The organism is Streptococcus sp. CL9.43 (assembly GCF_049737935.1).
Classification (GTDB): Bacteria; Bacillota; Bacilli; order Lactobacillales; family Streptococcaceae; genus Streptococcus; species Streptococcus infantis_I.
In genome coordinates, this window is record NZ_JBKOTS010000001.1 from 141,712 (window position 1) to 168,448 (window position 26,737).

General features: G+C 39.3%; 29 protein-coding genes. 2 read left to right on the forward strand and 27 right to left on the reverse strand.

Features of this window, described 5'->3' with window-relative positions:
* The first annotated feature begins 171 nt into the window (after window positions 1–171).
* Entirely contained in the window at window positions 172–1,518 is a 1,347-nt protein-coding gene (gene gdhA, locus ACLNCS_RS00735) for an NADP-specific glutamate dehydrogenase (protein ID WP_424846718.1), read from the forward strand.
* A gap of 83 nt (window positions 1,519–1,601) precedes the next feature.
* Here gdhA and ACLNCS_RS00740 read toward each other — a convergent pair whose 3' ends face one another.
* The 14 genes from ACLNCS_RS00740 to budA all read right to left on the reverse strand — a co-directional run bounded on the left by ACLNCS_RS00740 (window position 1,602) and on the right by budA (window position 14,709).
* Complete coding sequence (locus ACLNCS_RS00740; RefSeq protein WP_025170560.1) at window positions 1,602–2,057, reverse strand: hypothetical protein; 456 nt, start codon at window positions 2,055–2,057, stop codon at window positions 1,602–1,604.
* Window positions 2,058–2,699 carry a hypothetical protein gene (locus ACLNCS_RS00745; protein WP_424846720.1) on the reverse strand — a complete coding sequence of 214 codons (642 nt, stop codon included), beginning with the start codon at window positions 2,697–2,699 and terminating at the stop codon, window positions 2,058–2,060. It lies immediately after the preceding gene.
* Window positions 2,696–2,983: a hypothetical protein gene (locus ACLNCS_RS00750; protein ID WP_004252581.1), complete on the reverse strand. Its 288-nt coding sequence runs from the start codon at window positions 2,981–2,983 to the stop codon at window positions 2,696–2,698. The genes ACLNCS_RS00745 and ACLNCS_RS00750 overlap by 4 nt, the downstream gene beginning before the upstream one ends.
* Window positions 2,984–3,248: 265 nt before the next feature.
* Window positions 3,249–4,292, reverse strand: coding sequence for an SPFH domain-containing protein (locus tag ACLNCS_RS00755; RefSeq protein ID WP_025170559.1), 1,044 nt, complete (start codon window positions 4,290–4,292; stop codon window positions 3,249–3,251).
* Between the two features lie 192 nt (window positions 4,293–4,484).
* Window positions 4,485–7,103: an alanine--tRNA ligase gene (gene alaS, locus ACLNCS_RS00760; protein WP_004252578.1), complete on the reverse strand. Its 2,619-nt coding sequence runs from the start codon at window positions 7,101–7,103 to the stop codon at window positions 4,485–4,487.
* A gap of 14 nt (window positions 7,104–7,117) precedes the next feature.
* Window positions 7,118–7,603 carry an LURP-one-related/scramblase family protein gene (locus ACLNCS_RS00765; protein WP_004252577.1) on the reverse strand — a complete coding sequence of 162 codons (486 nt, stop codon included), beginning with the start codon at window positions 7,601–7,603 and terminating at the stop codon, window positions 7,118–7,120.
* A 261-nt stretch (window positions 7,604–7,864) separates the two neighbouring features.
* Window positions 7,865–8,128 carry a hypothetical protein gene (locus ACLNCS_RS00770; protein ID WP_025170558.1) on the reverse strand — a complete coding sequence of 88 codons (264 nt, stop codon included), beginning with the start codon at window positions 8,126–8,128 and terminating at the stop codon, window positions 7,865–7,867.
* Window positions 8,129–8,278: 150 nt separating this feature from the next.
* Entirely contained in the window at window positions 8,279–9,349 is a 1,071-nt protein-coding gene (locus ACLNCS_RS00775) for an ABC transporter substrate-binding protein (protein ID WP_424846724.1), read from the reverse strand.
* Window positions 9,346–10,119, reverse strand: coding sequence for an ABC transporter permease (locus ACLNCS_RS00780; protein WP_424846726.1), 774 nt, complete (start codon window positions 10,117–10,119; stop codon window positions 9,346–9,348). Before ACLNCS_RS00780 ends, ACLNCS_RS00775 begins: the two co-directional genes overlap by 4 nt.
* Window positions 10,116–10,922 carry an ABC transporter permease gene (locus ACLNCS_RS00785; RefSeq protein ID WP_000754114.1) on the reverse strand — a complete coding sequence of 269 codons (807 nt, stop codon included), beginning with the start codon at window positions 10,920–10,922 and terminating at the stop codon, window positions 10,116–10,118. Before ACLNCS_RS00785 ends, ACLNCS_RS00780 begins: the two co-directional genes overlap by 4 nt.
* Window positions 10,903–12,060, reverse strand: coding sequence for an ABC transporter ATP-binding protein (locus tag ACLNCS_RS00790; RefSeq protein WP_424846729.1), 1,158 nt, complete (start codon window positions 12,058–12,060; stop codon window positions 10,903–10,905). The genes ACLNCS_RS00785 and ACLNCS_RS00790 overlap by 20 nt, the downstream gene beginning before the upstream one ends.
* A gap of 134 nt (window positions 12,061–12,194) precedes the next feature.
* A complete protein-coding gene (gene murB / locus ACLNCS_RS00795) occupies window positions 12,195–13,100 on the reverse strand; it encodes a UDP-N-acetylmuramate dehydrogenase (protein ID WP_070678065.1) in 906 nt (301 codons plus the stop codon).
* Window positions 13,101–13,218: 118 nt separating this feature from the next.
* Window positions 13,219–13,968: a YhfC family intramembrane metalloprotease gene (locus ACLNCS_RS00800; RefSeq protein WP_070678062.1), complete on the reverse strand. Its 750-nt coding sequence runs from the start codon at window positions 13,966–13,968 to the stop codon at window positions 13,219–13,221.
* Window positions 13,969–13,980: 12 nt separating this feature from the next.
* Window positions 13,981–14,709, reverse strand: a complete 729-nt coding sequence (budA, locus tag ACLNCS_RS00805) for an acetolactate decarboxylase (RefSeq protein ID WP_424846732.1) — start codon at window positions 14,707–14,709, stop codon at window positions 13,981–13,983.
* A 285-nt stretch (window positions 14,710–14,994) separates the two neighbouring features.
* On the opposite strand from budA, the gene ACLNCS_RS00810 reads away from it, so the two are divergent.
* Window positions 14,995–16,323, forward strand: a complete 1,329-nt coding sequence (locus tag ACLNCS_RS00810) for a PLP-dependent aminotransferase family protein (RefSeq protein ID WP_074324890.1) — start codon at window positions 14,995–14,997, stop codon at window positions 16,321–16,323.
* A 117-nt stretch (window positions 16,324–16,440) separates the two neighbouring features.
* On the opposite strand, the gene ACLNCS_RS00815 is transcribed toward ACLNCS_RS00810, so the two are convergent.
* From ACLNCS_RS00815 to ACLNCS_RS00875, 13 genes are all read right to left on the reverse strand, one after another.
* A complete protein-coding gene (locus ACLNCS_RS00815) occupies window positions 16,441–17,256 on the reverse strand; it encodes an ABC transporter substrate-binding protein (protein WP_004252563.1) in 816 nt (271 codons plus the stop codon).
* Between the two features lie 157 nt (window positions 17,257–17,413).
* Window positions 17,414–18,067: a phosphate signaling complex protein PhoU gene (gene phoU / locus ACLNCS_RS00820; protein WP_004252561.1), complete on the reverse strand. Its 654-nt coding sequence runs from the start codon at window positions 18,065–18,067 to the stop codon at window positions 17,414–17,416.
* A 10-nt stretch (window positions 18,068–18,077) separates the two neighbouring features.
* Window positions 18,078–18,836: a phosphate ABC transporter ATP-binding protein PstB gene (pstB, locus tag ACLNCS_RS00825; RefSeq protein ID WP_004252559.1), complete on the reverse strand. Its 759-nt coding sequence runs from the start codon at window positions 18,834–18,836 to the stop codon at window positions 18,078–18,080.
* 12 nt (window positions 18,837–18,848) lie between these two features.
* Window positions 18,849–19,652, reverse strand: coding sequence for a phosphate ABC transporter ATP-binding protein PstB (gene pstB / locus ACLNCS_RS00830; RefSeq protein ID WP_004252558.1), 804 nt, complete (start codon window positions 19,650–19,652; stop codon window positions 18,849–18,851).
* A 10-nt stretch (window positions 19,653–19,662) separates the two neighbouring features.
* Window positions 19,663–20,547, reverse strand: a complete 885-nt coding sequence (gene pstA, locus ACLNCS_RS00835) for a phosphate ABC transporter permease PstA (protein WP_004252556.1) — start codon at window positions 20,545–20,547, stop codon at window positions 19,663–19,665.
* Complete coding sequence (gene pstC / locus ACLNCS_RS00840; protein ID WP_004252555.1) at window positions 20,537–21,454, reverse strand: phosphate ABC transporter permease subunit PstC; 918 nt, start codon at window positions 21,452–21,454, stop codon at window positions 20,537–20,539. Before pstC ends, pstA begins: the two co-directional genes overlap by 11 nt.
* Window positions 21,454–22,332: a phosphate ABC transporter substrate-binding protein PstS gene (locus ACLNCS_RS00845; protein WP_424846741.1), complete on the reverse strand. Its 879-nt coding sequence runs from the start codon at window positions 22,330–22,332 to the stop codon at window positions 21,454–21,456. The genes pstC and ACLNCS_RS00845 overlap by 1 nt, the downstream gene beginning before the upstream one ends.
* A 109-nt stretch (window positions 22,333–22,441) precedes the next feature.
* Window positions 22,442–23,755 (reverse strand): RsmF rRNA methyltransferase first C-terminal domain-containing protein, encoded by a 1,314-nt coding sequence (locus ACLNCS_RS00850; protein ID WP_424846743.1) that lies wholly within the window; start codon window positions 23,753–23,755, stop codon window positions 22,442–22,444.
* Between the two features lie 6 nt (window positions 23,756–23,761).
* The gene (locus ACLNCS_RS00855) at window positions 23,762–24,529 is read right to left on the reverse strand and encodes an inositol monophosphatase family protein (protein ID WP_004252551.1); all 768 of its coding nucleotides are present in this window, start codon (window positions 24,527–24,529) and stop codon (window positions 23,762–23,764) included.
* A complete protein-coding gene (locus ACLNCS_RS00860; RefSeq protein WP_004252549.1) occupies window positions 24,519–24,797 on the reverse strand; it encodes a UPF0223 family protein in 279 nt (92 codons plus the stop codon). Before ACLNCS_RS00860 ends, ACLNCS_RS00855 begins: the two co-directional genes overlap by 11 nt.
* Window positions 24,798–25,199 carry a Spx/MgsR family RNA polymerase-binding regulatory protein gene (locus tag ACLNCS_RS00865; protein ID WP_006148218.1) on the reverse strand — a complete coding sequence of 134 codons (402 nt, stop codon included), beginning with the start codon at window positions 25,197–25,199 and terminating at the stop codon, window positions 24,798–24,800.
* A 137-nt stretch (window positions 25,200–25,336) separates the two neighbouring features.
* Window positions 25,337–25,969, reverse strand: a complete 633-nt coding sequence (locus ACLNCS_RS00870) for a TIGR01906 family membrane protein (RefSeq protein WP_074324893.1) — start codon at window positions 25,967–25,969, stop codon at window positions 25,337–25,339.
* Window positions 25,959–26,732: a TIGR01457 family HAD-type hydrolase gene (locus tag ACLNCS_RS00875; protein WP_074324894.1), complete on the reverse strand. Its 774-nt coding sequence runs from the start codon at window positions 26,730–26,732 to the stop codon at window positions 25,959–25,961. The genes ACLNCS_RS00870 and ACLNCS_RS00875 overlap by 11 nt, the downstream gene beginning before the upstream one ends.
* Window positions 26,733–26,737: the final 5 nt, after the last annotated feature.

Genomic DNA, 26,737 nt, shown 5'->3' on the forward strand with positions numbered 1-26,737 from the left:
GCCTTTTAATAAAACTAACCCTATAAAAAGGTTTCTAATTCAACTAATAAAACTAGCTTATTCAAATTGAAAGAATTTTTAGAAAATTTATGTTTTTTTCTTTACACTGAAAATTTTTTCTGCTATAATGTCTCATGTAATAAAATATGACAACAAAAAAAGGAGAACGATATGACATCTGCTAAAGAATATATCCAAAGCGTGTTTGAAACTGTAAAAGCTCGTAACGGGCATGAGGCTGAATTTCTCCAGGCGGTTGAAGAATTCTTCAGCACTTTGGAACCTGTCTTTGAAAAACACCCTGAGTATATTGAAGAAAACATCTTGGCACGTATCACTGAACCTGAGCGCGTAATTTCTTTCCGTGTTCCTTGGGTTGACCGTGATGGAAAAGTTCAAGTTAACCGTGGTTACCGTGTTCAATTTAACTCTGCTGTTGGACCATATAAAGGCGGACTTCGTTTCCACCCAACTGTAAACCAAGGGATCTTGAAATTCCTCGGCTTCGAACAAATCTTTAAAAACGTTTTGACTGGACTTCCAATCGGTGGAGGTAAAGGTGGATCCGACTTCGATCCTAAAGGCAAAACTGATGCTGAAGTGATGCGCTTCTGCCAAAGCTTCATGACTGAATTGCAAAAATACATCGGACCATCTCTTGACGTACCTGCTGGTGATATCGGTGTCGGTGGACGTGAAATTGGTTACCTTTACGGACAATACAAACGCCTCAACCAATTTGATGCTGGTGTCTTGACTGGTAAACCTCTTGGATTTGGTGGTAGCCTGATTCGTCCAGAAGCAACTGGTTACGGTTTGGTTTACTACACTGAAGAAATGCTTAAAGCTAACGGAAACAGCTTTGCTGGTAAGAAAGTGGTGATTTCAGGTTCTGGTAACGTAGCTCAATACGCGCTTCAAAAAGCAACTGAACTTGGTGCTACAGTTATTTCTGTATCTGACTCAAATGGTTATGTCATTGATGAAAATGGTATCGACTTCGACCTTTTGTCAGACGTTAAAAACAACCGTCGTGCTCGTTTAACTGAGTACGCTGCAGAAAAACCTACTGCTACTTATTATGAAGGTTCTGTATGGACTTACACTGGTAACTACGATATCGCTCTTCCATGTGCGACTCAAAACGAGATCAACGGTGAAGCTGCGAAACGCTTGGTTGCACAAGGTGTTATCTGTTTGTCTGAAGGTGCTAACATGCCTAGCGACCTTGAAGCTATCAAAGTCTACAAAGAAAACGGAATCCTTTATGGACCTGCCAAAGCTGCTAATGCTGGTGGGGTAGCTGTATCTGCTCTTGAAATGAGCCAAAACAGCCTTCGCCTTTCATGGACACGTGAAGAAGTTGACGGTCGCTTGAAAGATATTATGACTAACATCTTCAACACAGCTAAAACAACTGCAGAAACATACGGTCTTGGTACTGACTACCTTGCAGGTGCAAATATTGCAGCCTTTGAAAACGTAGCAAATGCTATGATTGCCCAAGGTATTGTTTAAAAATAAAGATCATTATCAAAAAAGCAACAACTTATTAAGTTGTTGCTTTTTATCATATTCAAATAAAGTATATCAAACTCTTATTAAGAAACGATAAATGTTTCACCACAGTTTTCACAAGTTAAGTTAGTTCCAATTACTCCATCTGTTGATGTATGACAATTAGGACAGTAGGCCCGTTTTGCTGACAATCTATAAGATAATTGATCTTGTAATACTTTTCCCTTTGTTTCTATAACATCTTCTTCAAGTTCTTCAAATTCAAGAACTGTCATCAAACTTTTATTATATTGTTTCATCCTTGGTTGTATTAAAAATAAAATAAATGATATGACAATAAATAAGAAAAATAATATGAATAAAATTGTAACTATCAAAAGCCACATAAAGTAGAAATCGTGAAGTAATCCTTCTTTTTTTCCTAATAACCATCTTATTTCCTTATCTATGGACTGATAAAATTTCAATCCCGAAACAATACAAATGAAAGATACTAGCGGATAAACAAATTTTGATATCATTAAACGATAGCGTCTCATTTATACTTCCTTTCTAGATAACCATGCACCACAATAATCACATGATTTACCCTGACCTAAGTCAAGCAAATTCTCCCCACTGCATGATGGACAAATAACAGGATAGGTGTTTTTATGAATCTTATGCTTTTCTAATAAGGTGAATAATGCTTGTATCTGTTTTTGTGTCTTAATTTCCTCTTCTCTCTTTGATTCTCGGTAAGTTAGGATCAATATCACAATCAAATTAAGCAAATACCAAGGAATTAAAAGAAATAAAAATCGGATAGACCATTCCCTGGATTTTACTTGTTCAAAAAGTGATGAAAAAGTAATTAAAACAAGCATTTGAAGTAGATTCTTTTGTTTCAACTTTTTCAAGGAAAAGGAATCTTTAATTGTTTTTCGGAATAAGAATAAAATAATTAAGGCAATAACGACATAAGAAATATTTTGGAATGCTAAAAACACTAAACTTATAACAATAGGAATCCCGATAACCTTCCCCAAGAGTATAAAATCAAGATTTTTTAAAATAACATTAGTTGGTTCATCTTCGAGAGCAAAGATAGCTAGTGATAGAACTACAAAACAGAGTATTACTATATTTGAAATTAACCAATGAAAGACTTCTTTCCAATTATTCTTAATATACTGTTTCACCTATCTTCTCCTCTAGTTGCTATATATTCTCTATAAAGAGCTTTCCCATTATATATCTCATCCAAAGCTTTGACTTTAATTTTTATATTTTCTAAAACACCAAAGCTATAAAATGCAAAGGAAGACAAAAAGAAACCTGATAAAGAAAAAATAATAGGTGTCACTATTGAGAAAATCGGCTTACCATATCCTAGAAATAGAGTTGCAATCAATAGTGAAATAAAAAATGTTGCACTTGTTAATCCCATAAAAAGTATACTTAATAAACGAAATACTTGATACATTCACAATATCCTCCTATAATAAATTTCCTAACTGTTTAACTGTCTAGTTTTTCTAATTTTCCTTCTACATTGATACAATTTCATAAATTTAATGTTCAAACAAAGAATACATATGTATCAGTATAAAAAATGGGAACTCTGAAAGAAACAGAACTCCCAAAATAAGCTAATGATTGGGATTAGAAACATGATAGAATCAAAATATTATAAAGATTTTTAAGACATATGTATATTTCATCCCACATTTTATTTTAAAATTTAAACTTTATCTAGGTTGACCGCAATTAGAACAAAACTTAGCTTCTTCAGAAAATTCAGCCCCACACTGACTACAGAACTTAGCTAAAGCATCCTCTTTACTTGAATCGAATTGATTCTGTTCGGAACTATTATTAGCTTGGTTAAGTCCTTCGATATTTCCTACAAGGTTGTTAAGTTTAGCTCCTATTCCAAGACCCATAGCAACTTCCATACCTACACCCATTAGTTTTCCATCAGAATTTTCATTTTTCGCTGCTTCTTCTAGAATATCAAATTTTCGCTCCTCCTGATAGTTATATCCTTCGATATCTCGACTTGTAGTCTTAATTTTAGCATCTACAATTTGTTTATGGAATTTGAAAATATCTTTATATCCCTGACATCCTTGATTAACTTTTAGAGATTCAATATTAAATTCTTCAATACGAATACCATACTTATCGAACTGATTCTCTAAAATCTTAGATAGTTCAGAACCAATTTCATTGCTGTGCATTTCAATATCAATAACAGCAATCTGATTACTATAGACAACTTTTGAAATAGCTGAACTAATTAGTCCAATGGTAGCTTGCCTAAAGCGTTTTTGAAAAATATCTACTGTAATAAGATCAGGCTGACTTGGCATAAATTCCAATAAAAATGCTTCCAAGTTTACAATTCGAGGAACAAAATTTCCATGTAATTTCAATTCGACAGGAATATCAGTCTCTGGATCTCGTACTAAAATAGCTGAAGGAGTTCCCCAACCAATGGGTTGTAAATCATACAAATTTACGAACCATAGATTTGATGAATTCTGTAAAACACCACCACTGACAAAGGTTTTAAATTCATCCAATAACTGTGTATCAGAGATTTCAATCTTATGCTTTCCTGCATTAAATCTAGCTAATTCTTTCCCATTTGAAAATAATATTGCACATTGTCCAGGGTTAACAATTAATGTTGAACCAGATTTAATATCCGTTTTAGGATGTCTCCAAGCAAGTATATTTCTGGTATTTTCTCCTTCGTACCGAATAACATCAAACATTTTTAAAGCCATGGTTTCTCCTTTTATAGTTTCCAAAAATTATAATCAATCAAATCTTATTTTCTTACTTATACTTATATTTATATTATATAATCTCGTTATTAAAAAGGCAACTCAAATTATTAAAGGTTATATCAAGCAAATTGAGACTTAATATGAGCTTTATATGTAAAAATACCTATCCAAATGGATAGGTATTTTTAATTACAACTTACCTGCTACTGCATCCAACAATTCTTGGATTTTCGCTTGGTTGCTTCCTCCTGCCATGGCCATATCTGGTTTACCACCACCACGTCCATCGACGATTGGAGCCAATTCTTTGATGACATTACCTGCGTGCACATCTTTTGTCTTGCTGGCTACAAGGACATTAACTTTGTCACCGATTGCTGCGACAAGAACAAGGACGTCTGAGTAGTCTTTTTGCTTCCAGTTATCTGCAAAGGTACGAAGGGCACCTGCATCTGATACAGAAACTTGGCTAGCAATGTAACGGTGTCCGTTTGCTTCTTGAACATTCTTGAAAACATCACCTGCCACTGCTGCTGCTGCTTTTTCCTTCAATTCAGCATTTTCTTTTTGCAATTGACGGAGTTGTTCTTGAAGTCCTTCAACCTTGTGAGGTACTTCTTTGAGTTGAGGAGCTTTCAAGGTTGCTGCGACGGCTTTCAGTGCATCTTCTTGTTCACGGTAGGCTTCGAAGGCTTCTTTACCAGTCACTGCCAAGATACGACGAGTTCCTGAGCCGATCCCTTCTTCCTTGACAATCTTGAAGAGACCGATTTCAGAAGTGTTACCTACGTGAGTACCACCACAAAGTTCAACTGAGTAGTCACCAATCGTTACAACACGGACTTCTTTACCGTATTTCTCACCAAAGAGGGCCATAGCTCCCATTTCTTTGGCTGTGTCGATATCAGTCTCAACAGTCTCCACTGCGATGGCTTCCCAGATCTTCTCATTGACTTGTTGCTCAATAGCACGCAATTCTTCTGGAGTTACGGCTTGGAAATGGGTAAAGTCAAAGCGAAGGAATTCTACTTCGTTGAGTGAACCTGCTTGAGTTGCATGGTGGCCAAGGATATTGTGAAGAGCCGCATGGAGCAAGTGAGTAGCTGTGTGGTTCTTCATGACACGGTGACGACGATTCGTATCAATTGCCAAGGTGTATTCTTTGTTCAAAGTAAGTGGTGCAAGAACTTCAACAGTATGGAGTGCTTGTCCATTTGGTGCTTTTTGAACGTCTGTCACAGTCGCTATGACATTACCTGCCGCATCCAAGATTTGACCATGGTCAGCTACCTGTCCACCCATTTCAGCATAGAATGGTGTTTCTGCAAAGATCAGTGAGGCAGTTCCTTCAGCTACAGCTTCTACTTCTGCATTGTCCGCTACGATAGCCACCAACTTAGAAGGCAATTGGCTAGCATTGTAGTTGAAGACACTCTCAACTGTAATGTTTTGAAGGGTTTCATTTTGCATCCCCATAGATCCGCCTTTGACAGCAGATGCACGCGCACGTTCTTGCTGCTCTTTCATGGCTGCTTCAAAGCCTTCACGGTCTACAGTCATTCCTGCTTCTTCAGCGATTTCTTCTGTCAGCTCTACTGGGAATCCATAAGTATCGTACAATTTGAAGACATCCTGACCAGCGATAACCGTTTGGCCTTTTTCTTTCAAGTCTGCTACGATAGTTTCTGCAAAGTGTTGACCTGAGTGAAGAGTGCGGGCAAATGACTCTTCCTCGCTCTTGACAATTTTTTCGATAAAGTCACGTTTTTCGAGCACTTCTGGGTAGTAGCTTTCCATGATCTTACCAACAGTTGGAACGAGTTTGTAAAGGAAAGGCTCATTGATACCCAATTTTTGACCATGCATAGAGGCACGACGGAGCAAACGACGAAGGACATAACCACGGCCTTCATTTCCAGGGAGAGCACCATCGCCAATAGCAAATGAAAGAGAACGGATGTGGTCAGCGATGACCTTGAAGCTCATGTTGTCGCCATCTTGGTCATAAACCTTACCAGATAACTTCTCAACTTCGCGGATAATAGGCATAAATAGGTCTGTTTCAAAGTTGGTCTTAGCGCCTTGGATAACGGCTACCAAACGCTCCAAACCAGCGCCCGTATCAATGTTCTTGTGTGGCAATTCCTTGTATTCGCTACGAGGTACAGCTGGATCTGCATTAAATTGTGACAAAACGATGTTCCAGATCTCGATATAACGATCGTTTTCGATATCTTCTGCGAGAAGTCGAATACCGATATTTTCTGGGTCAAATGCTTCACCACGGTCGAAGAAGATTTCTGTATCTGGTCCAGAAGGTCCGGCACCGATTTCCCAGAAGTTGTCTTCGATTGGGATCAAATGACTTGGATCTACTCCCACTTCAATCCAGCGGTTGTAAGAATCCGTATCAGCTGGGTAGTAAGTCATGTAAAGTTTTTCAGCTGGGAAGTCAAACCATTCAGGGCTTGTCAAAAGCTCATAAGCCCAAGTAATGGCTTCGTCACGGAAGTAATCACCGATAGAGAAGTTCCCCAACATTTCAAACATGGTATGGTGACGCGCAGTTTTCCCTACGTTTTCGATATCGTTGGTACGGATGGCTTTTTGCGCATTGGTAATCCGTGGGTTTTCAGGAATAATGGTTCCATCAAAGTATTTCTTAAGGGTAGCAACCCCTGAGTTGATCCACAAAAGTGTTGGGTCGTTGACGGGAACCAAGCTAACTGATGGTTCTACAGAGTGGCCTTTACTGGCCCAGAAATCAAGCCACATTTGGCGGACTTGTGCACTAGATAATTGTTTCATTTGTATCTCCTTTTTTAATCTGATTGGCTTTCTAGCATCTCTACATAGTCGATAGCGACACAGAGGGAAATGACTAGGTCTGCATAAGATTCGTCGTAGACGGTCACGGTATAAGTCGAGGTTAAATGGAACAGTTCCTTAGCAATCTCCGCAATTACTTGGTCACGATCGTCCAGCAATTTAAAATTCAAATCCCAGACATTTCCTTCGATACGAAGACCGAGATTGTCAAATTCATACTTATCTCTAAAGAACGTCAACTTCTTCCGGATATAAAAACTATCGCCGTTACTCAGTTGAATTTCAAAACGAGGTAGGAAAGTTAAGACTTCCTTACTAATCTCACTGACCTGTTCACCAGCAACATCATAGATGGTAAAAGTTTTAGGAATCTTAAAAAATGAACCTTCAACCTGATAGGCGACATTGCCCAACTCATCCTTGATATCAAAACGTTCACCACCTAGGCGAAATTTCTGTTTGACAAGAAATGTTCTCATAAACACCTCCAAAAATAAAAGACAAATCCATATCACGAAGGGCGAAAAACCGCGGTACCACCTTCATTCAATGAACTTGTCATTCTTTCGTTCTTATGCAATTGTTAGATTGAGTAGCATGATTTTCTATCTTAGATGGCTCGCAGCACCGCCATTTCTCTGGTCTAAGATGGAGAGAAAATCAATTCTCAACTCTCTTATTATAACGTTTTTTTAAGCTTGCGTCAACTGGAAATAATCCTCATTTAAATAACCAACTCCCTATATCCCTGATGACTTTTTCAGGATATATTTTTTCTTACTGCTATCACTCTTTTTATCCCAACTTTTATCCCACATTTTCGAATTGCTAAAGATAGCTACGAAAATATTTGCAAATATAAAGAACCCTATCACCAAATGTATGGAATCAGTTGTTAGATATTGCCGATCCAAGCCATCCTTTAAATGGAATAGTATAATTGTTTGGTCAACAATCAAAAAGGTTGGCCAGTAACTTTTTTTGAAAAAAGTAGACATTTTCATGATTTGTTTCCGCTTTCTATTATGATAAGATTAGTATACTACTAGGAAATAAAATAAGCAAATAGGATAGTAAAAATAAACAGTTATACAAATTACGATCTATTCAAAAAACGAACCAGATTTACTGATTCGTTTTTATTTTATATACTTCTACTTCCGATACATCTTAAATTGTAGGAAGAGGTCACTGTAGATTCCTGTCCATTGATGGTCAAACTTCTCATAAACTTCGAGGTGTTTCATTGTATCTGCATCTGGATAGAAGGACTTGTCCTCTTTTGTCTCCTCTGGGAGCATTTCCTTAGCAGCATTGTTTGGTGTTGAATAGCCGACATACTCTGCATTCTTAAGAGCATTTTCAGGCTTCAACATGAAGTTGATGAAGGCATAGGCTGCATCTTGGTTCTTGACAGTTTTAGGAATAACCATGTTATCAAACCAGAGGTTGCTTGCTTCTGTCGGTACAACATATTTGAGATTAGGATTCTTTTCCAACATCTGACTAGCTTCCCCTGAGAAGGTCACACCGATAGCAGCATTGTTCTGAATCATGTAACCCTTCATCTCATCGGCTACAATTGCCTTAATATTAGGAGTCAGCTCATAGAGTTTATCAACCGTTTGTGATAGTTGTTGAGAATCTTTTGAGTTGAGGCTATAGCCTAGTGAGTTAAGACCTACCCCAAGTACTTCACGCGCCCCATCAAAAAGCATGATAGAATCCTTGTATTCTGGTTTCCAGAGGTCGTCCCAATGCTCAGGTGCTTCTTCCACCATGGTTTCATTGTAGACAATACCCAAAGTTCCCCAGAAGTATGGGATAGAGTACTGATTGTTTGGGTCAAAGGACTGGTTTAGAAATTCTGGACCAATATTCTCAATTCCCTCGATCTTACTATAATCTAATGGAACTAAGAGGTCTTCGTCCTTCATTTTGTTGATCATGTACTCACTTGGGATGGCAATATCATAGGTTGTCCCACCCTGCTTGATTTTCGTGTACATGGCTTCGTTGGAGTCAAAGGTTTCGTACTGGACTTGAATCCCTGTTTCTTCTGTAAATTTTTCTAGAAGTTCTGGATCGATATAATCTCCCCAGTTGTAGATAACCAGTTTTTGACTATCACGGCTATTGATTTTACTATCAAGATGGTAAGAAATTCCCCATAAGACAAGGATAATGGCTAAAATTCCTGCTAAAAATGAATAGAGTCGTTTCATGCTTGTTCCTCCTTCTCACGTGAAATGAAGTAATATCCGACAACTAGGATAATACTAAAGAGAAAGACCAAGGCTGAAAGAGCATTAATTTCTAGCGAAATTCCCTTACGAGCCCGAGAGTAAATCTCGACTGAGAGGGTTGAAAATCCATTCCCCGTTACAAAGAAGGTCACAGCAAAGTCATCTAAGGAATAGGTGAAAGCCATAAAGTAACCTGCGATGATAGAAGGCGTTAGGTAAGGGAGCATAATTTCCTTAAACATCTGGAACTGACTAGCTCCAAGGTCATAGGCCGCATGAATCATATCCCCATTCATCTCTTTCAATCGTGGCAAGACCATAAGCACTACGATAGGAATCGAGAAGGCTACGTGACTGGACAACACTGTCAGAAAACCAAGAGAGAACTTGAGCTGAGTAAAGAGAATCAAGAAGCTGGCACCAATCATAACGTCTGGTGCAACCATCAAAATGTTATTGAGAGATAGAAAGGCTTCTTGGTACTTTTTACGTGATTGATAGATGTAGATAGCACCGAAAGTCCCAATAATAGTCGCAATCAAGGCTGATAGAAAGGCTAGTAAAAATGTCTGTACCAGGATCAGCATGAGTCTTCCATCGCTAAACATAGCATGGAAATGAGCTAAACTAAAACCTGTAAAACTATTCATATCGTCCCCAGCATTGAAGGCATAACCAATCAAGTAGAAGATTGGCAGATAGAGGACGATAAAGACGAAGGCTAGGTATAGATTCGATAATTTTTTCATCGTTCTCTCCTTTCCTTGGTCACCCACATGGTGATGAACATAGTCAGGATAAGGATCACCCCGATGGTAGAACCCATACCGTAGTTGTCATTGGTTAGAAAGTTCTGCTCAATAGCCGTTCCCAGCGTGATAACGCGGTTCCCTCCAATCAAACGTGTCAACATGAAGAGACTCAAGCTGGGGATAAAGACAGATTGAACTCCGCTTCGCACCCCATTCATAGACAGAGGGAAGATGACATGACGGAAGGTTTCCCACTTGGTCGCACCGAGGTCATAGCTGGCATTGATGAGATTGTTATCCATATCATCCAAGACATTGAAGATTGGCAAAATCATAAATGGAAGCTCGATGTAGCTTGCAACAAAGATAAATGAGAAATCTGTAAATAGCAACTGCTGAGAACCAATTCCGATAAATTCTAGGAATTGATTAATAGAGCCGTTTTGACCAAAAATCCCGATAAAGGCATATGCCTTAAGGAGAAGGTTGATCCAGGTTGGCAAGATGATTAGCATGAGCCAGAGTTGACGGTGTTTGAGACGAGTCAAAAAGAGGGCTGTTGGATAACTGATAAGAAGCGTCACTAGAGTTACAATCCCTGCATAGAGAACAGAGTTGAAGCTCATTTTGAGATAGGTTAAGTTTTGTGACGCAAAATAGGATTTATAGTTTTCTAAACTAAACTGACCTTCGATGTTGAAAAATGATTGTCCAAAAATCAAGACCAGGGGTGCCAATACAAAGAGGGCAATCCAAAGCATGTAGGGCACTACAAAGAGTTTAGAGGTTGTTTTCTTCATCTCTTTCCTCCTCAATAGCGTTAATCAAACCTGCTTCATGCTCTTCGATTTCTACGTATTCTTCGATACGAGCATCGAACTCTTCTTCTGTTTCATTGAGACGCATGATATGGATATCTTCTGGTTCAAAGTCCAGACCGATTTCCTCACCAACGATGGCCTTACGAGTTGAGTGGATCATCCATTCATTACCAAGTTCGTCATAGGCGATAATCTCATAGTGAACCCCACGGAAGAGCTGCGTATCGACCTTCACTTGAAGTTTTCCTTCTTCTGGCAGAGTAATGCGCAAGTCCTCTGGACGAATGACGACTTCGACCGGTTCATTTGACTTCATCCCACCATCGACCGCTTCAAAGCGTTTGCCGTTAAACTCGACCAAGTAGTCCTCAATCATGGTTCCTGGCAAGATATTTGACTCCCCTATGAAGGTAGCAACAAAGTGGTTGATTGGCTCGTCGTAGATATCAACTGGTGTCCCAGACTGAACAATCTCACCGTCATTCATGACAAAAATCCAGTCACTCATGGCCAGAGCTTCTTCCTGATCGTGGGTAACAAAAACAAAGGTGATGCCCAAGCGTTGTTGCAGTTCACGTAGTTCGTACTGCATGTCTGTCCGCAACTTCAAGTCAAGTGCTGACAAGGGCTCATCCAAGAGCACCACTCGAGGCTGGTTGATAATCGCACGCGCAATAGCTACACGCTGACGTTGCCCTCCAGATAGCCTACGGATAGAACGCTTTTCATATCCTTCAAGCTGTACCATCTTGAGAACTTCTAAGACACGTTTTTCGATTTCTTTTTTATCGACCTTTCGCAATCGCAATGGAAAGGCAACATTTTCAAAGACATTCATATGTGGGAACAAGGCGTAAGACTGGAAGACCGTATGAACATCACGTTTATTGGTCGGGATATCATTGATTCTTACGCCATCCAGCAAAATATCACCCGTCGTTGCGTCTAGCAAACCCGCGATAATATTGAGAATGGTTGATTTTCCTGAACCAGAAGCTCCTAGCAGTGTATAAAATTTTCCTTCTTCCAACTCAAAGTTAATATCCTTGAGAACCTTAGTGTCACTATCTTCAAAAACTTTAGAAACGTTTCTGAATTCGATAATTGGTTTTTTCAATTCCTATAAATTCCTTTTTCTTCGTAAATTAACAGATTGGGACCTTGTTAAATGCTAGCAATGACTGTAAGGAATTGACCCAAACCATATCTAGCGATAAAATCCCAATCTTTGTATAATGTTTAATAATAATGTTATTCGTGTTCACCCAAGATACGAACTTCTCGCTCAAGGGTAACACCTGAATGTTCTTTAACTTTTTCAATGACAGACTCAATTAAGTCTTCATAATCTCTTGCAGTCCCATCGGCTACATTAATCATAAAGCCTGCATGTTTTTCTGAGACTTCGACACCACCGATACGGTAGCCCTTCAAACCAGCTTCTGAAATCAATTGTCCTGCAAAATGCCCGACTGGACGCTTAAAGACAGAACCACATGATGGATATTCCAAAGGTTGTTTGAGTTCTCGAAGGTGGGTCAAACGTTCCATTTCTTGATTAATCGTCTCATAATTCCCTGGAGATAGTGCAAATTTAGCTGATAATACTACTGCTCCAGAATCTTGAATAGCTGAATGACGGTAACCAAAGGCTAAGTCCTTGGCTGATAAAGTCTCGATTTCCCCATCCTTGGTCAATACTTTGCAAGATTGCAAAATATTGGAAATCTCACCTCCATAGGCTCCAGCATTCATAAAGACAGCTCCACCGACGCTTCCTGGAATTCCACAGGCAAACTCAAATCCTGTCAAACTATGGCGTAGAGCAATACGAGTGGTCTCAATCAAGTTAGCTCCCGCTTCTGCTTCAATGGTGTAACCATCGACGGAAACATTATTGAGCTTGTCACACATAATGACAAAGCCACGAATTCCGCCTTCTCGGACGATAATATTACTGGCATTTCCAAGAACCATCCATGGGATATTTTCTTGATTAGCGAACTTAACCACATGGGCCATCTCATAATGATTGCGAGGAAAAGCTAAGTAATCTGCCTTCCCTCCGACTTTGGTATAGGTATAAGTTTTCAATGGCTCATCGAATCGAATATCAATTCCTTCTAAGGTTTCTTTTAATTTTTCTAATACAGTCATCTTTCTTATCCTTTTATAAAATTCATTCCATTATACCATTTTTAGCGATTTTTTTCGACGATTTGAAAATCTTTTTTATTCACACAAGTAAAAAAGAGGTCAGACCTCTTTTGCATGATTATTTTTTATACAAGATAGTTTTTGTAAAGTATACAAATAGAACAACTTCCACTGCTAACAATCCTTCAACAAGAAGCGGATTTGAAATCCAACCAACCTGAGATAGACTCGGAGCCAGATCAAAGAAGGCATGTAAACCATAAGCAGTTACTAGATAAATCCAATTCTTTTGACGGACTGCTTGATAAACCCAGAAAGAGAGACCAATTTGCATAACAAGAGCAAGCACACGCTCAACTCCGAGTAAATAAACCTGCCATACAGATAGAGATTGTACTGTTTCAAGTGTATTTTTGGGAAGGAGAGTTGCCAAATCTGGATTTGAAGACTCTAATAACGAAAAGAGGATCAAAAGACTAATCAAGCTTCCCATTCCGAGGTAGAGCAATTCCAAGCCACCATGACCAAGTCCATAGGCGAGGGCATCCGAATCTTCCAAAGCTCTCTTCTTCTCTAACCATTTAAAGAAGACAAGTCGGGCCGTTTCTTCAAACAAAGCAGCCATACAGATCCCGTAAATCACATAGAGAAGGGGATTTTCCGTCATGAGTGGAACTGTCCCATCCTTTTGTGGATGAAGAACTATAAGGTGAACAATTTTCTCCAGTACTTGAGATGAGACAAAAAATGCAACTGCCCCAAGTCCTAAAACTGAAAGGTTAATCTTGTACTTCTTTTTTGAGAACCAAATGGCAGCTATGAGAAATACAAATAAAGCTATCATTGTGATTATTACATGAATTTTCATACTTTTCTCCTTTTATTCAGCTTGATCGATATCTTTTTTCATCTCATCAACATTGAACTTAGCAAAGAGGTACTGACGATCCTGGACAGGGAAACGTTGATCCAACTGATCGACAGCTCCAACCTCTACGATTCCTTCCTTGATGACAAAGTCCATGACGTGACCACCAAAGGTTAGGTCATCTGAAATAAAGTGCAAATGATAGCCTGCGACACTGACACCATGGAAAATTTCAGGTGTCCAGAATCCAACGATAGTCCCAGAGACATTGTCACAGCTATATTCAGGCTGATGAGTCGCAACCTCAGCAAATTTCGTTTCGCTTGTCGATTTTGGAATCATGCGAACATGCATGTGTTTAAAATCACCATGAATCTTAATCGAACGGAAAAGATTTTCTCCATCATAGTAGGACTCAATACGTTTTTCTAGTTCCTTATCAGTCATTTCAAAACGCTGGCGGAAAATAACTTCTGCCTGGTGGGGTACAACTGCCGCATAAGGAATCAGTGCATCTGGTGAAACTTCAACGATTTCAGGCTTCTCACCTGAACCCTTAGCTTGATAGGCTTTACCATCTAAGACAATTAACTCCCCATCAATAGAGTCCAAGGTTCCTAGCCCTAAATCTCCATGTTCAAGTAACTCACCAACTGTCATAGTCCCGCCGTAAAGTCCTGCCATCAAGGCTCCCAAAGTATTATATTGGAATAATTTAACTGGTTCTTGCACCTTTATCATCTCACTCTTCTTTGAAAATTTTACTTTCTAAGTATATCATATTTCTTCTTAGAATTGAACGCTAGACTGCCGTTTAAAACTCAATGAAAATCAAAGAGCAAACTAGGAAACTAACCGCAGGTTGCTCAAAACACTGTTTTGAGGTTGTGGATAGAACTGATGAAGTCAGTAACATATATACGACAAGGCGACGCTGACGCGGTTTTAATTTGATTTTCGAAGAGTATAACATTGTCAAAAGTCTAAAAAAAAGGTACAATGTAACAAAATCAAGAGAGGTCTGGAATGAAGCAAGAAAGTAAGTACGAACAAGTTGTTCACTATCTAAAAGAAGAGATTGAATCAGGAAAACTTCAAACAGGAAGTCGTCTACCTTCTATCCGAAAACTCAGTCAAGACTTCCACTGCAGTAAAGATACTGTGCTGCGTGCACTTTTGGAACTCCGATACGAGAAATACATTTACTCCAAACCTCAAAGTGGCTATTATGTTTTAGAACAACAAGCTAGCCACGAAGACCTCGTTATCTCGGTCAATGACGAACATGCTGCTGCCTATGATGATTTTCGTCTTTGTGTCAATGAAAGCTTGATCGGTCGAGAAAATTATCTCTACAACTACTATGAACACCAAGAGGGGTTGGAAGAATTACGAAAGTCTGTTCAGAAACTACTGTTTGAGCAAGCTATCTATAGTAAACCCGACCAATTAGTCATGACAACTGGAACCCAGCAAGCACTGTTTATTCTTTCTCAAATTGACTTTCCAGGTAAGGGCCAAGAAATACTGGTCGAACAACCAACCTATCACCGAATGAACCAACTTCTGCTGGCTCAAAATCTTCCCTATCAAACCATTGAGCGTCGCGTGGATGGCATTGACCTGAAAGAACTTGAGAAACATTTTAAAAGTGGTAACATTAAATTTTTCTACACCATTCCTCGATTCCACTATCCTCTGGGTCATTCATATTCTGAAGAGGAGAAACGTGCTATCCTTGATCTAGCAGCCAAATATCAAATTTATATCGTTGAAGATGATTATCTGGGAGATCTAGATCCTAAAATGGGACAAACCTTTCATTATTTGGACCAAAATGATTTGGTCATCTACATCAAGTCTTTTTCAACAAGTATTTTCCCCGCACTTCGAATCACTGCTCTCATACTTCCAAATGTTATGAAAGATGCTTTTGTCTCTTATAAAAACATTCTGGACTATGATAACAACCTCATTATGCAAAAGGCTTTATCACTCTATATTGATAGTCAACTATTTGAAAAAAATAGAGTAGCAAGATTGGCACTACAAGAGAAAAGTCAAGACTTCATTCATAAGCTATTAAAATCTTATCCCCTTTCCCTACCAAACTATCCTCTCCATGATGGACTTTTGCTTGATCTCAGGAACTATCCTAAGATTGCAAGCCTCAAACATAGCTCTTTAAATCTAGACTTTTTCGAATCGTCCTACATTGAGACTTGCCCTTATCAATTTGCTAAGGTTCCTTTAGAAAATCTTGAAACAACATTAAATTACTTAAAAACAGAGAGTGGGACAGAAATCGGTAATTCGTTAGAATTCGATTTCGTCGTCCCACCTCCGCACAGTTGAGTAAGGCTGTAAAAGCTGATGAAATCAGCGTAGTAGAGCCCACTCAACCACTGCGTCTTGCTTGATAATCCAATGACAATTGAGAGGCTAGGACTTTTGTCCCAGCCTCTGTTTTTTTTATTGTTCTACTTCTGTTAATTTAGCGGCTTTTTCAAGATATGTTTGATAAGTACCGTCATCTTTTAGTTTTTGAATAACCTTATCAACTACTTCCTTCAAATCTGAGTTGCCTTTCTTGATAGCAACTGCATTTTCTTCGCCTTCTTTCATAGTTAAGCTTACTGTTGCGACAGCCAAGTCAGCATTTTTTGTTGCATAGCTGAGTGCTACTGGCTCGTCCATATGAACAGCATCAACCTTACCTGATTGAAGTTCATTAACAGCTTCACCCATATTTGTCAATGAAGTCAACTGCGCTTTAGGAAGTTGCTCTTTGACCATAGATTCAGGAACAGTTCCTTTTTGAGCTGCAATATTTGCACTTTCTAGAGAATCCAAATCTTTGTATTTTTCAAGATCAGTTTTTCTGATTAGGAAACTAATCTTGTTCTCATAGTAAGGAATTGAGAAATCAAAGACTTCTTTTCTTTCTTCAGTTGCACTGATTCCCGCAATGGCCAGATCTGCTTTCCCTGTTTGAAGGCTGGTCAAGACATTATCAAAACTCATGCTTGAAACTTCCAATTTCACTCCAAGTTCGTCAGCGATAGCTTGTGCCATATCAATATCAGCACCGACGACTTGGTTCTTGCCATCCACAAGTGCTTGAAACTCAAATGGTGCATAGTCTGGGCTAGTTGCGACCACTAATTTACCTTTTTGTTTGATTGCCTCTACTGCAGACTGTGAGCTTGAGCTAGATGATTGGCAAGCAACTAAAAAGAAACTTGCAAGAAAACTACATAAGACAAATATCCATTTTTTAAATTTCATAAATAAACAACCTCTCTGTCAATTTTGTATAATTATAACTCGGCAAACCTCGTTTGTCAAGTGTGAATTTAATATTTATTTATTTTTTCATTTTCTTAAACAAAAAAAGAAGCTTTTATTCATTATTCGGCTCCTTTTTCTGTATATTTAATCAATTTTACAATTCTACAATTTTACCTGTTTCAAAGTAAACAACCCATTCACAGATATTCTTTGCATAGTCACCGATGCGCTCCAAGTATGAAATCACTTGGAAGTAATCACGACCTGTGACAATAGCATCTGGATTCTTTCTGATTTCTTCAGTTGCCAAATCACGAATATTTTCAAAATAATGGTTGATTTTTTCATCCATGGTTGCAACTTCATAGGCCTTATCAACGGATCCGTTTAGGTAAAGTTCAAGGGTTGTTTCTACGAAATCTTTAACATCACGTCCCATTTTTTTGATTTCTTCTTCGACTGCTGGGATGCGTTGTTCACCCTTCATACGAATGGTTGCCTCAGCAATGGATACTGCGTGGTCCCCCATACGTTCCAAGTCTGAAACAGCCTTTAGAACTGTTAGAACTGTACGTAGGTCTTGTGATACTGGCTGTTGAAGGGCAATGATTTCAAATGATTTCTTTTCAAGTTTCAATTCGTATTCATTGACTTCTGCGTCTTGCTCGATGACTTCTTTAGCCAAGTCACGGTCATGAGTGACAAAAGCACGTACAGTACGATTGATTTGGGAAAGAACTTCTTGTCCCATAGCGTAAAATTGGTTATGCAATTTCTCTAAATCTTCTTCAAATTGAGATCGTAACATCTTTTTCTCCTTATCCAAATTTACCTGAAATGTAATCTTCTGTTTCCTTATGTTGTGGATAGAGGAACATTTCCTTGGTATCGTTAAATTCAATCAAATCTCCATTGAGGAAAAAGCCTGTTTTATCAGAGATTCGAGATGCTTGCTGCATGGAACGAGTAACCAATAGCATGGTGTACTTGTCCTTAAGACTATATAGTGTTTCTTCGATTTTCCCAGCTGAAATAGGGTCTAAGGCTGAGGTCGGCTCATCCAAAAGGATAATCTTTGGACTAGTCGCCAATACACGGGCTACACAAACACGTTGTTGTTGTCCACCTGAAAGTCCAATAGCTGAATCATGCAAGCGGTCCTTGACCTCATCCCAGATTGAAGCACGCTGTAAAGCTTTCTCCACAGCTTCATCCAAGACTTGCTTGTCTTTCTCTCCATTAATTCTTAGTCCATAAACAACATTTTCGTAGATAGACATTGGGAATGGATTGGGTTGTTGGAAAACCATCCCGATTTCCTTACGTAATTCAACCGTGTCGGTACGCGGACTATAGATATTGTGCCCATTATAAACCACTGATCCAGTTGTCGTCACTTCAGGATTAAGGTCACCCATTCGGTTAATAGCCTTAAGAAGTGTTGATTTCCCAGACCCTGACGGTCCTATAAGTGCTGTAATTTCCTTGGGTAGGAATGATAAGGAAACACTATTCAAGGCCTTCTTTTTGTTGTAATAAACAGACAGGTCTTTAACCTGTAAAATCGGTTCTGTCATACTGTTTCCTTTCTAACCAAAGTGTCCAGTTACATAGTCATTGGTAGATTGTAGCTTGGCATTTTGGAAAATGTTTGACGTTTTATCGTACTCAATTAAATCACCCAAGTAGAAAAATCCAGTGTAATCACTCGCACGCGCAGCCTGTTGCATACTGTGGGTCACGATAATGATGGTAAAGTCCTTCTTCAACTCAAGCATGGTTTCCTCTAGCTGAGCTGTCGCAATCGGATCCAAGGCTGATGCCGGCTCATCCATCAAGAGAATGTCTGGTTTTACAGAAATAGCACGAGCGATACAGAGACGTTGCTGTTGACCACCTGAAAGCATCAAGGCTGACTTGTGAAGGTCATCTTTGACCTGGTCCCAGAGGGCAGCCTGGCGAAGTGAGGTTTCTACAATTTCATCAAGGACCTTCTTGTCCTTAACTCCTGCACGTTCATGTGCAAAGGTAATGTTGCGGTAGATTGATTTAGCAAATGGGTTTGGACGTTGGAAAACCATTCCGATGTGTTTACGCATTTCATAAACATTGATTTCAGGACGGTTAACGTCAATTCCTTGATAGAGAATTTGTCCTGTAACCTTAGCAATATCAATGGTATCATTCATACGATTGAGACTGCGTAGGTAGGTTGATTTCCCAGAACCTGATGGACCAATCAAGGCCGTAATTTTATTTTTTTCGAATTGCATATCCACGCCCTTGATGGATTCATTCTTACCGTAGTAAACATGTAAATCCTTCGTAGAGAGGGCCACTTTTTCTTCTGGAAAAGTAATGATATGCCTTTCATCCCAATTATATTTTGACATGGCTTCTCCTTTAGGCTGCCGTTAATTTCTTATGTAGATAGCTTCCGAGTTTACGTGCTCCAAAGTTAAAGATCAAGATAAAGATTAGGAGCACCGCTGCAGAACCTGCTGAAACCAAAGTTCCATCAGGAATAGTTCCTTCACTGTTGACTTTCCAGATATGGACAGCCAAGGTTTCTGCTTGACGGAAGATTGAGATTGGACTACTTACGCTGAGAACATTCCAGTTAGACCAGTCAAGAGCTGGCGCAGATTGACCCGCTGTGTAGATAAGGGCTGCAGCCTCACCAAAGATACGACCTGAAGCAAGCACGATTCCCGTTACAATACCAGGTAGGGCTTCAGGAATAACGACATGAAGGACTGTTTCCCAACGAGAAAGTCCAAGCGCCAAACCAGCTTCACGTTGCGTATGGTGAACGTGTTTCAAACTGTCTTCAACGTTACGAGTCATCTGTGGAAGATTAAAGACGGTCAAAGCCAAGGCACCTGAAATAATGGAAAATCCATACTCGAACTGGACTACAAAGATGAGGTAACCAAAGAGACCTACAACAACGGATGGTAGAGAAGACAAGATTTCAATACAGGTACGGACAAAATTTGTAATCCGACCTTTTTTAGCATACTCTGCTAGGAAAATTCCAGCCCCCATTGATAGAGGTACAGAGATAAATAAGGTAATCACCAAAAGGAAAAAGGAATTATAAAGCTGAATTCCAATACCGCCACCTGCTTGATAAGAAGATGATTTTCCTGTCAAGAAAGACCAAGAAACATGAGGTAAGCCTCGAACCAAGATATAAAGAATCAAGGAAGCTAGAATGGTCACAATGATTCCTGCGATGGTATAGAGGACAGCTGTTGCAAGTTTATCTAATTTCTTAGCGTGCATAGTTTTTCTTTCCTCTCTCTTTTGTAATCAATTTAATCACACTGTTAAAGGCCAAGCTCATCAAAAGCAATACTAAGGCCAGTGACCAAAGAACATTATTATCAACAGTTCCCATAACGGTATTACCGATTCCCATGGTCAAAACAGATGTCAGAGTCGCTGCTGGTGTCGTCAATGAAGTTGGAACAACTGCTGAGTTACCAACAACCATCTGAATAGCCAGGGCTTCACCAAAGGCACGCGCCATTCCGAAGACTACTGCCGTAAAAATACCTGAACGAGCAGCCTTCAAGGTTACACGCCAGATAGTTTGCCAACGAGTAGCTCCCATGGCTAAACTAGCTTCACGGTAGTGACGAGGAACTGCACGTAGGCTATCTGTTGTCATGAAGGTTACAGTCGGCAAAATCATAACAAAGAGAACGAAAATCCCTGATAAAATACCAAAACCTGTTCCACCAAAGACAGTACGTACAAATGGTACTACGACCTGCAATCCGATAAATCCATAAACTACTGAAGGAATCCCAACTAAGAGTTCAATAGCCGGTTGCAAAATCTTGGCTCCTTTTGGTGACACTTCTGTCATAAAGACTGCAGCGCCAATGGCAAATGGTGTTGCAATCAGAGCTGATAAGATGGTCACGATAAAGGAACCTAGAATCATTGGAAGGGCACCAAATTGTTTACCTGACGGATTCCAAGTTGCACCAAAAAGAAAATCAAAGATATTCACACCATTAACAATGAAGGTCGATAAGCCTTTCTGAGCCACGAAAATCAAAATCATAGCAACAATGATAACAATCAAAGAAAGGCAGGCAAAGGTTAGCCCTTTTCCTAATTTCTCAAGACGAGAGTTTTTTGAAGGAGAGAGCAATTTTTTTGATAATTCTTCTTGATTCATTATTGGCTCCCTTCTACCGCTGTCACAGTACCTACAGCATCTTTTTCGACCTTCATTTCCTTAACAGAAATATAGCCCATACCTTTAACAATTCCATTTTGCGCTTCGTCCGAAAGAACAAAGTTTAAGAATTCGGCAACCAATTCATTTGGCTCACCAAGTGTATACATGTGTTCATAAGACCACAAAGGCCAATTGTTAGTGGTTACATTCTCTGAAATTGGTTCATAGCCGTTAAGTTTGATGGTCCCAACAGAATCATCAACATAGGCGAAAGCTAGGTAGGAAATAGCTCCAGGTGTTTGGGAAACGATGGACTTCACCATACCGTTTGAATCTTGCTCCTGACTTTGTACCGCTGACTGACCATTCATAATCACACTGTCAAAGGTAGCACGAGAACCTGAGCTCGCAGCACGGTTGATAATAGAAACAGCTAAATCCTTACCGCCGACTTCTTTCCAGTTGGTAATTTCACCTGTAAAAATTTTGCGAAGTTGTTCTGTCGTAAGATTATCAACATCTACTTCTTTGTTGATGATAACAGCTAATCCAGCAACAGCAACCTTATGGTCAACTAGCGCGGACGCATCGATACCATCTTTCTCTTCAGCGAACACATCAGAGTTCCCAACATCAACTGCACCTGACTGAACTTGAGATAGTCCAGTACCAGATCCACCACCTTGAACATTGACTGTTTTACCGATGTGAGCTGACGCAAACTCATCTGCTGCCGCCTCGACTAAAGGTTGAAGGGCAGTTGAACCGACAGCCGTCATAGACTCCCCACGATCAATCCAACTTGCACATCCTGCTAACGAACCAGCAAGTAAAAGAGTTGCAAGAGAGATGGTGAGTTTTTTAAATTTTTTCACTATTTGTCTCCTTGAAAATAATGATGAATAGCTTGAATTTTTGCCCTTATTTTCTATTGTTTTCAGGGAAAATCCATACTTCCACTATAACATAGAATACAGTTTTTGACTAGTTTTTCACCTGAAACCTCAAGCCCTTGGGAAAATAATTCTTCAAGGTATTTCCGGTTACTTTTGCAAAACCTAGACCATTTCCACCAACCAAAACTTGGTACCAACCATTTGGAAGAGTTTCAGCTAATTGGACCGTTTCACCAGCCACATATTTGACAAAGTCTTCTTGATGAATTTCGATTCCTTGCTTGACTTGGCTTGGTTTTAAAGCTAAGCCAAGAGAAAAACTTGGTTCAAAACGTTTTTTCTTAAAAGTTCCAAGATGAAGACCATTACGAGCTATCTTGAGTTTTCCTATATCAGGTAGGACTTCTGGCAAGAGATAAAGCTGGTCTCCAAAAACTTGTAGGACACCGGTCAGTTTTTCTTTAAGGTGTTTTTTCTCAAAATCCTGCCATAAGGAAATCTGTTCACGAGATAGGTTGGATTTAGAAGGTTTAAACTTCCCAGTCTTGTTTTGACCTTTAAACTGAAGATGAGCCACGAACTGACCTTCTCCCTTAAAGTGATGAGGGTACATTCTAGCTGTTTCAGGTAAATCAATCCCAGGTACCATTCCATTGATATGTTGGATTGGAACTAATTCAAAATGATAGCTATCCAGTAACCATTGGACGATTTCTTCGTTTTCTTCTGGCGCCCAGGTACAGGTTGAATAGACTAGTCGACCACCATCAGCCAACATGGTAACAGCATCTGCTAAAATTTCACGTTGTAAACTAGCGCACTGGCTAGGATAATCGACACTCCAATAATCCATAGCGTCAGGTTGTTTACGAAACATCCCTTCACCTGAGCAAGGTGCATCTAAAACGATCAGGTCAAAATAGCCTTTAAAAACCTTGGCTAAACGGTCTGCAGATTCATTGGTCACAACGACATTAGTCGCACCGAAGCGTTCCATATTTTCAACTAAAATCTTTGACCGTTTGCTTGAAATCTCATTTGAAACAAGAAGACCGTCTCCTGCAAGATAGGAGGCCAGTTGAGTGGATTTCCCACCGGGAGCCGCTGCCAAGTCTAAGACCTTCATACCTGGCTTTGGCTGGGCTACTTGAGCGACCATTTGTGCGGCAGGTTCTTGTGAATAGACCAAGCCAGTTACATGTTCTGGTGATTTCCCTGAAACCTTCCCATAGTAGCCCCAGGGTGTATTGGGAATAGCATCTGAAAAAGAAAGCTGTCTTTCTTTTAAAGGGTTGATACGAAAAGCAGAAACAGCCTCATCATCAAAAGAGGCAAGAAAAGCTCTTGCCTCATCTCCCAATATTGTTTCGTATTTTTTTACAAATCCATCCGGAAATTGCATGTAGGTTTATTTCCTTTCATAGATATAGGATTGAATCTCATCTTTCATCTCGACTGGCACCATCATAACGGCCTGTCGTGTTTGAAAATCGACTTCCTCGCCAGCAATCGTAAAAACCTTATAACCCAAACTCTCACCTAGAATACTTGCAGCCGCATAATCCCAAGGTTGTAAATAAGTGATATAAGTTAAAAGTCGACCTGACAGCACCTTAGCAAAACTAATAGCGGCGCTGCCATAAACTCGTGTCCCAAGTGCAGCATTTCCCAAATCCGCTAAGCCCCATTCGTTAGTCGCTAACATTCCAGAATTACCAGCTACCAAAAATTCTCTCAAGGGTTTCTTTTTAAAGAGTGGTAAAAGTTCGTCATTGCGACAGGGCGGGAAGTCTCCTCCACCATGGTAACAATCACCCTTCATAACATCATAAATAATACCAAACTTACCAACACCATCCTCAAAATAGGCCAGCATAACAGCAAAATCTTCACCTTGTGCTACGAAGTTGTTGGTTCCATCAATAGGATCAATAATCCATACAGAACCTTGTCCTACTGCTGCACGCACGCAGCCTTCTTCTGCACAAAATAGATCATCTGGATAGCGAGAACGGATTCTTTTAATAAGTAAGTCTTGAACTTCTTTATCTAACTTAGTTACCAAATCTGTAGGGGAAGACTTTTTCTCAACATGGAGATCTTCTTTCATATGCTGGAGAATGTATTCCCCAGCTTCCCTGACAATTTCTTTGGCAAATGTAAATTTATTTTCCAAGTGAAATCTTCCCTTCTCCTTTTTCTTTGGCCAACTGGACTGCACGGTAGAAAGAGTATCCACTAACTGATTCAAACTCACGTCCCAAACGTTTTTCTTCGCTCTTGCTAGGCACAACTGACTTGAATACCTTGTAGGAATCTAATAGTTTCTTAGCATCTACCTGTGTCTCATAGGCAGCTTCAACATCATTAAAAAAAGAAAGCACTGAAGCAAGTTCTTCAGTGCTCCACGACAAATCTAGTGGGTAACTATACTGTTTATTCATCTAATTAATACCAGCTCTTAATGTAGCTTCTTTCAATTCTTGCTTACGATAACTACGAGGAAGAAATGCACGAATCTCATCTTCATTAAAGCCAATCTGCATACGTTTATCATCAATGATGATTGGACGACGCAAAAGACTAGGATATTGCTCAATTAAATTAAGCAACTCTGTCACCGAGATACTTTCCACATCGATATTTAACTTTTGGAAAATTTTTGAACGAGTTGAAATGATGTCATCGGTACCGTTTTCGGTCAAGGAAAGAATGTGTTGCAATTCTTTTCTTGATAAAGGACTGGTCATAATGTTGTGCTCTTGGAAAGGCACTTTATGATTATCAAGCCAGGCCTTTGCCTTACGACATGATGTACAACTCGGTGATAAAAATAGTGTAATCATGCTATTCTCTACTTTGCATACTTTTCTAACTCTATTATACAAAAAAATAAAGCGCTTGACTAGTTATTTCCGTAAAAAAACCTACTTTTTAAAGAAAAATAAGTTTTTCGTAAAATTTTTAAAACATTTTTATGCATTTATTCTCTTTTCGGTAATTTTTTCCAACTTAGTAGATAAACGAATCCAAAAATTAACTCATACAAGCAGAAAAATAGGAGAAAGGCATGCAGGAAAAAATCCTCTGGTAAAATAAGAATGACCGAATCTTTAGCGGGATCAAAAAGCCAGGTATCATCACCTACAAATAGAATCTGATGAAACAAGGTAAAGAATTGTTCAAAACCAATGAAGACGCCAACTAAACCAAGAACCAAAGGTAAAGACAGCATAATCAAGAGACCCCTGCGATATAGAGACAGAAAACCTTTCTGAATGACTTGCTTCCAAAAAAGGTAGAAAATCGGTAGAGTTACGATTGCTACTCCTTGCGCTAGGTGAAAGAGTCCCTTTACAACCACAAAGTGGTGAATTCCAGAAGCAGACGAAGGAAAATCTGGCATTGCTAATACTTGACTCAATGGATTGGTCAAATAATCCATCAAAACATTAAAGTTATGTTGGATGGTCTGAGGTTGGACATGAACACGACTAGTCAAGTTTAACCAAGAAATTTCCAGAGGGTAAACCAACCAAGACAGGTAGATGGTCAATAAAATTGCAAGCGAGAGGAGAAAGAGAAGACTTCCTACAAAAGTAAATTTAGTTTTCATCGAAATTCCACTCCGCTAAACTTGAGAGGACATGGGTTGGGGCGATTGGTAAATCCGCTACTTCTTCAGGTTTTGTAAATCCTGTCGTCACCAAAAGGCTAGGGATCCCATTGTCAATACCAGCTCGAATATCAGTAAGATAATTATCCCCCACCATGACAATTTCTTTGCGTTCAAGTCCTAGGTGTTCAACAGCCTTATCCATAATAATCGCGTTTGGTTTTCCAATATAAACTGGTTTTACGCGAGTTGCTGCCTCAAGAAGAGTAATCAGTGAACCAGCACCAGGTAAAAGTCCACGTTCTGTTGGAATATTTAAATCTGGATTGGTGCCGATAAAATGAGCCCCTTTATGGATAGCTAGGGTTGCAGTAGCAAATTTTTCATAGTCAACTTGCCAGTCCAAGCCTACAACCACATAGGCTGGATTTTCTTTATCTTCAACATAACCAGCTGCTTGAATAGCTTCCTTGAGCCCTGCTTCTCCAATCACATAAACGGTCTTTTCAAGTCCCAGGTCATTCATGTAATCAATGGTCGCTAAGGTTGCAGTATAGATTGTCGATACAGGTGTGTCGATATTAAACTGATTTGCCAACATCTCTTGGACACTTTCAGGTGTACGAGTAGTGTTGTTTGTTACAAAAAGATAGGGAATCTCTCTTTTCTGCAGCTCGTGAACAAAAGCTTCTCCCGCTGGAATTCTATCTTTTCCTTTATAAATTGTACCGTCTAAATCAATTAAATAGCCTTTATAAGTCATATATT

Excerpts from the sequence above, each read along its gene's own strand:
- ACLNCS_RS00775 (WP_424846724.1), bottom strand. The coding sequence starts at position 9,349 with ATGAAACGACTCTATTCATTTTTAGCAGGAATTTTAGCCATTATCCTT.
- ACLNCS_RS00800 (WP_070678062.1), bottom strand. The coding sequence starts at position 13,968 with ATGAAAATTCATGTAATAATCACAATGATAGCTTTATTTGTATTTCTC.
- ACLNCS_RS00770 (WP_025170558.1), bottom strand. The coding sequence starts at position 8,128 with ATGAAAATGTCTACTTTTTTCAAAAAAAGTTACTGGCCAACCTTTTTG.
- pstC (WP_004252555.1), bottom strand. The coding sequence starts at position 21,454 with ATGAATCAAGAAGAATTATCAAAAAAATTGCTCTCTCCTTCAAAAAAC.
- murB (WP_070678065.1), bottom strand. The coding sequence starts at position 13,100 with ATGACTGTATTAGAAAAATTAAAAGAAACCTTAGAAGGAATTGATATT.
- ACLNCS_RS00810 (WP_074324890.1), top strand. The coding sequence starts at position 14,995 with ATGAAGCAAGAAAGTAAGTACGAACAAGTTGTTCACTATCTAAAAGAA.
- ACLNCS_RS00740 (WP_025170560.1), bottom strand. The coding sequence starts at position 2,057 with ATGAGACGCTATCGTTTAATGATATCAAAATTTGTTTATCCGCTAGTA.
- ACLNCS_RS00755 (WP_025170559.1), bottom strand. The coding sequence starts at position 4,292 with ATGGCTTTAAAAATGTTTGATGTTATTCGGTACGAAGGAGAAAATACC.
- budA (WP_424846732.1), bottom strand. The coding sequence starts at position 14,709 with ATGATAAAGGTGCAAGAACCAGTTAAATTATTCCAATATAATACTTTG.
- gdhA (WP_424846718.1), top strand. The coding sequence starts at position 172 with ATGACATCTGCTAAAGAATATATCCAAAGCGTGTTTGAAACTGTAAAA.
- ACLNCS_RS00875 (WP_074324894.1), bottom strand. The coding sequence starts at position 26,732 with ATGACTTATAAAGGCTATTTAATTGATTTAGACGGTACAATTTATAAA.
- ACLNCS_RS00815 (WP_004252563.1), bottom strand. The coding sequence starts at position 17,256 with ATGAAATTTAAAAAATGGATATTTGTCTTATGTAGTTTTCTTGCAAGT.
- phoU (WP_004252561.1), bottom strand. The coding sequence starts at position 18,067 with ATGTTACGATCTCAATTTGAAGAAGATTTAGAGAAATTGCATAACCAA.
- alaS (WP_004252578.1), bottom strand. The coding sequence starts at position 7,103 with ATGAAACAATTATCTAGTGCACAAGTCCGCCAAATGTGGCTTGATTTC.
- ACLNCS_RS00765 (WP_004252577.1), bottom strand. The coding sequence starts at position 7,603 with ATGAGAACATTTCTTGTCAAACAGAAATTTCGCCTAGGTGGTGAACGT.
- ACLNCS_RS00750 (WP_004252581.1), bottom strand. The coding sequence starts at position 2,983 with ATGTATCAAGTATTTCGTTTATTAAGTATACTTTTTATGGGATTAACA.
- pstA (WP_004252556.1), bottom strand. The coding sequence starts at position 20,547 with ATGCACGCTAAGAAATTAGATAAACTTGCAACAGCTGTCCTCTATACC.
- ACLNCS_RS00865 (WP_006148218.1), bottom strand. The coding sequence starts at position 25,199 with ATGATTACACTATTTTTATCACCGAGTTGTACATCATGTCGTAAGGCA.
- ACLNCS_RS00860 (WP_004252549.1), bottom strand. The coding sequence starts at position 24,797 with ATGAATAAACAGTATAGTTACCCACTAGATTTGTCGTGGAGCACTGAA.
- pstB (WP_004252558.1), bottom strand. The coding sequence starts at position 19,652 with ATGTCAAAATATAATTGGGATGAAAGGCATATCATTACTTTTCCAGAA.
- ACLNCS_RS00870 (WP_074324893.1), bottom strand. The coding sequence starts at position 25,969 with ATGAAAACTAAATTTACTTTTGTAGGAAGTCTTCTCTTTCTCCTCTCG.
- ACLNCS_RS00850 (WP_424846743.1), bottom strand. The coding sequence starts at position 23,755 with ATGCAATTTCCGGATGGATTTGTAAAAAAATACGAAACAATATTGGGA.
- ACLNCS_RS00785 (WP_000754114.1), bottom strand. The coding sequence starts at position 10,922 with ATGAAGAAAACAACCTCTAAACTCTTTGTAGTGCCCTACATGCTTTGG.
- ACLNCS_RS00780 (WP_424846726.1), bottom strand. The coding sequence starts at position 10,119 with ATGAAAAAATTATCGAATCTATACCTAGCCTTCGTCTTTATCGTCCTC.
- pstB (WP_004252559.1), bottom strand. The coding sequence starts at position 18,836 with ATGACAGAACCGATTTTACAGGTTAAAGACCTGTCTGTTTATTACAAC.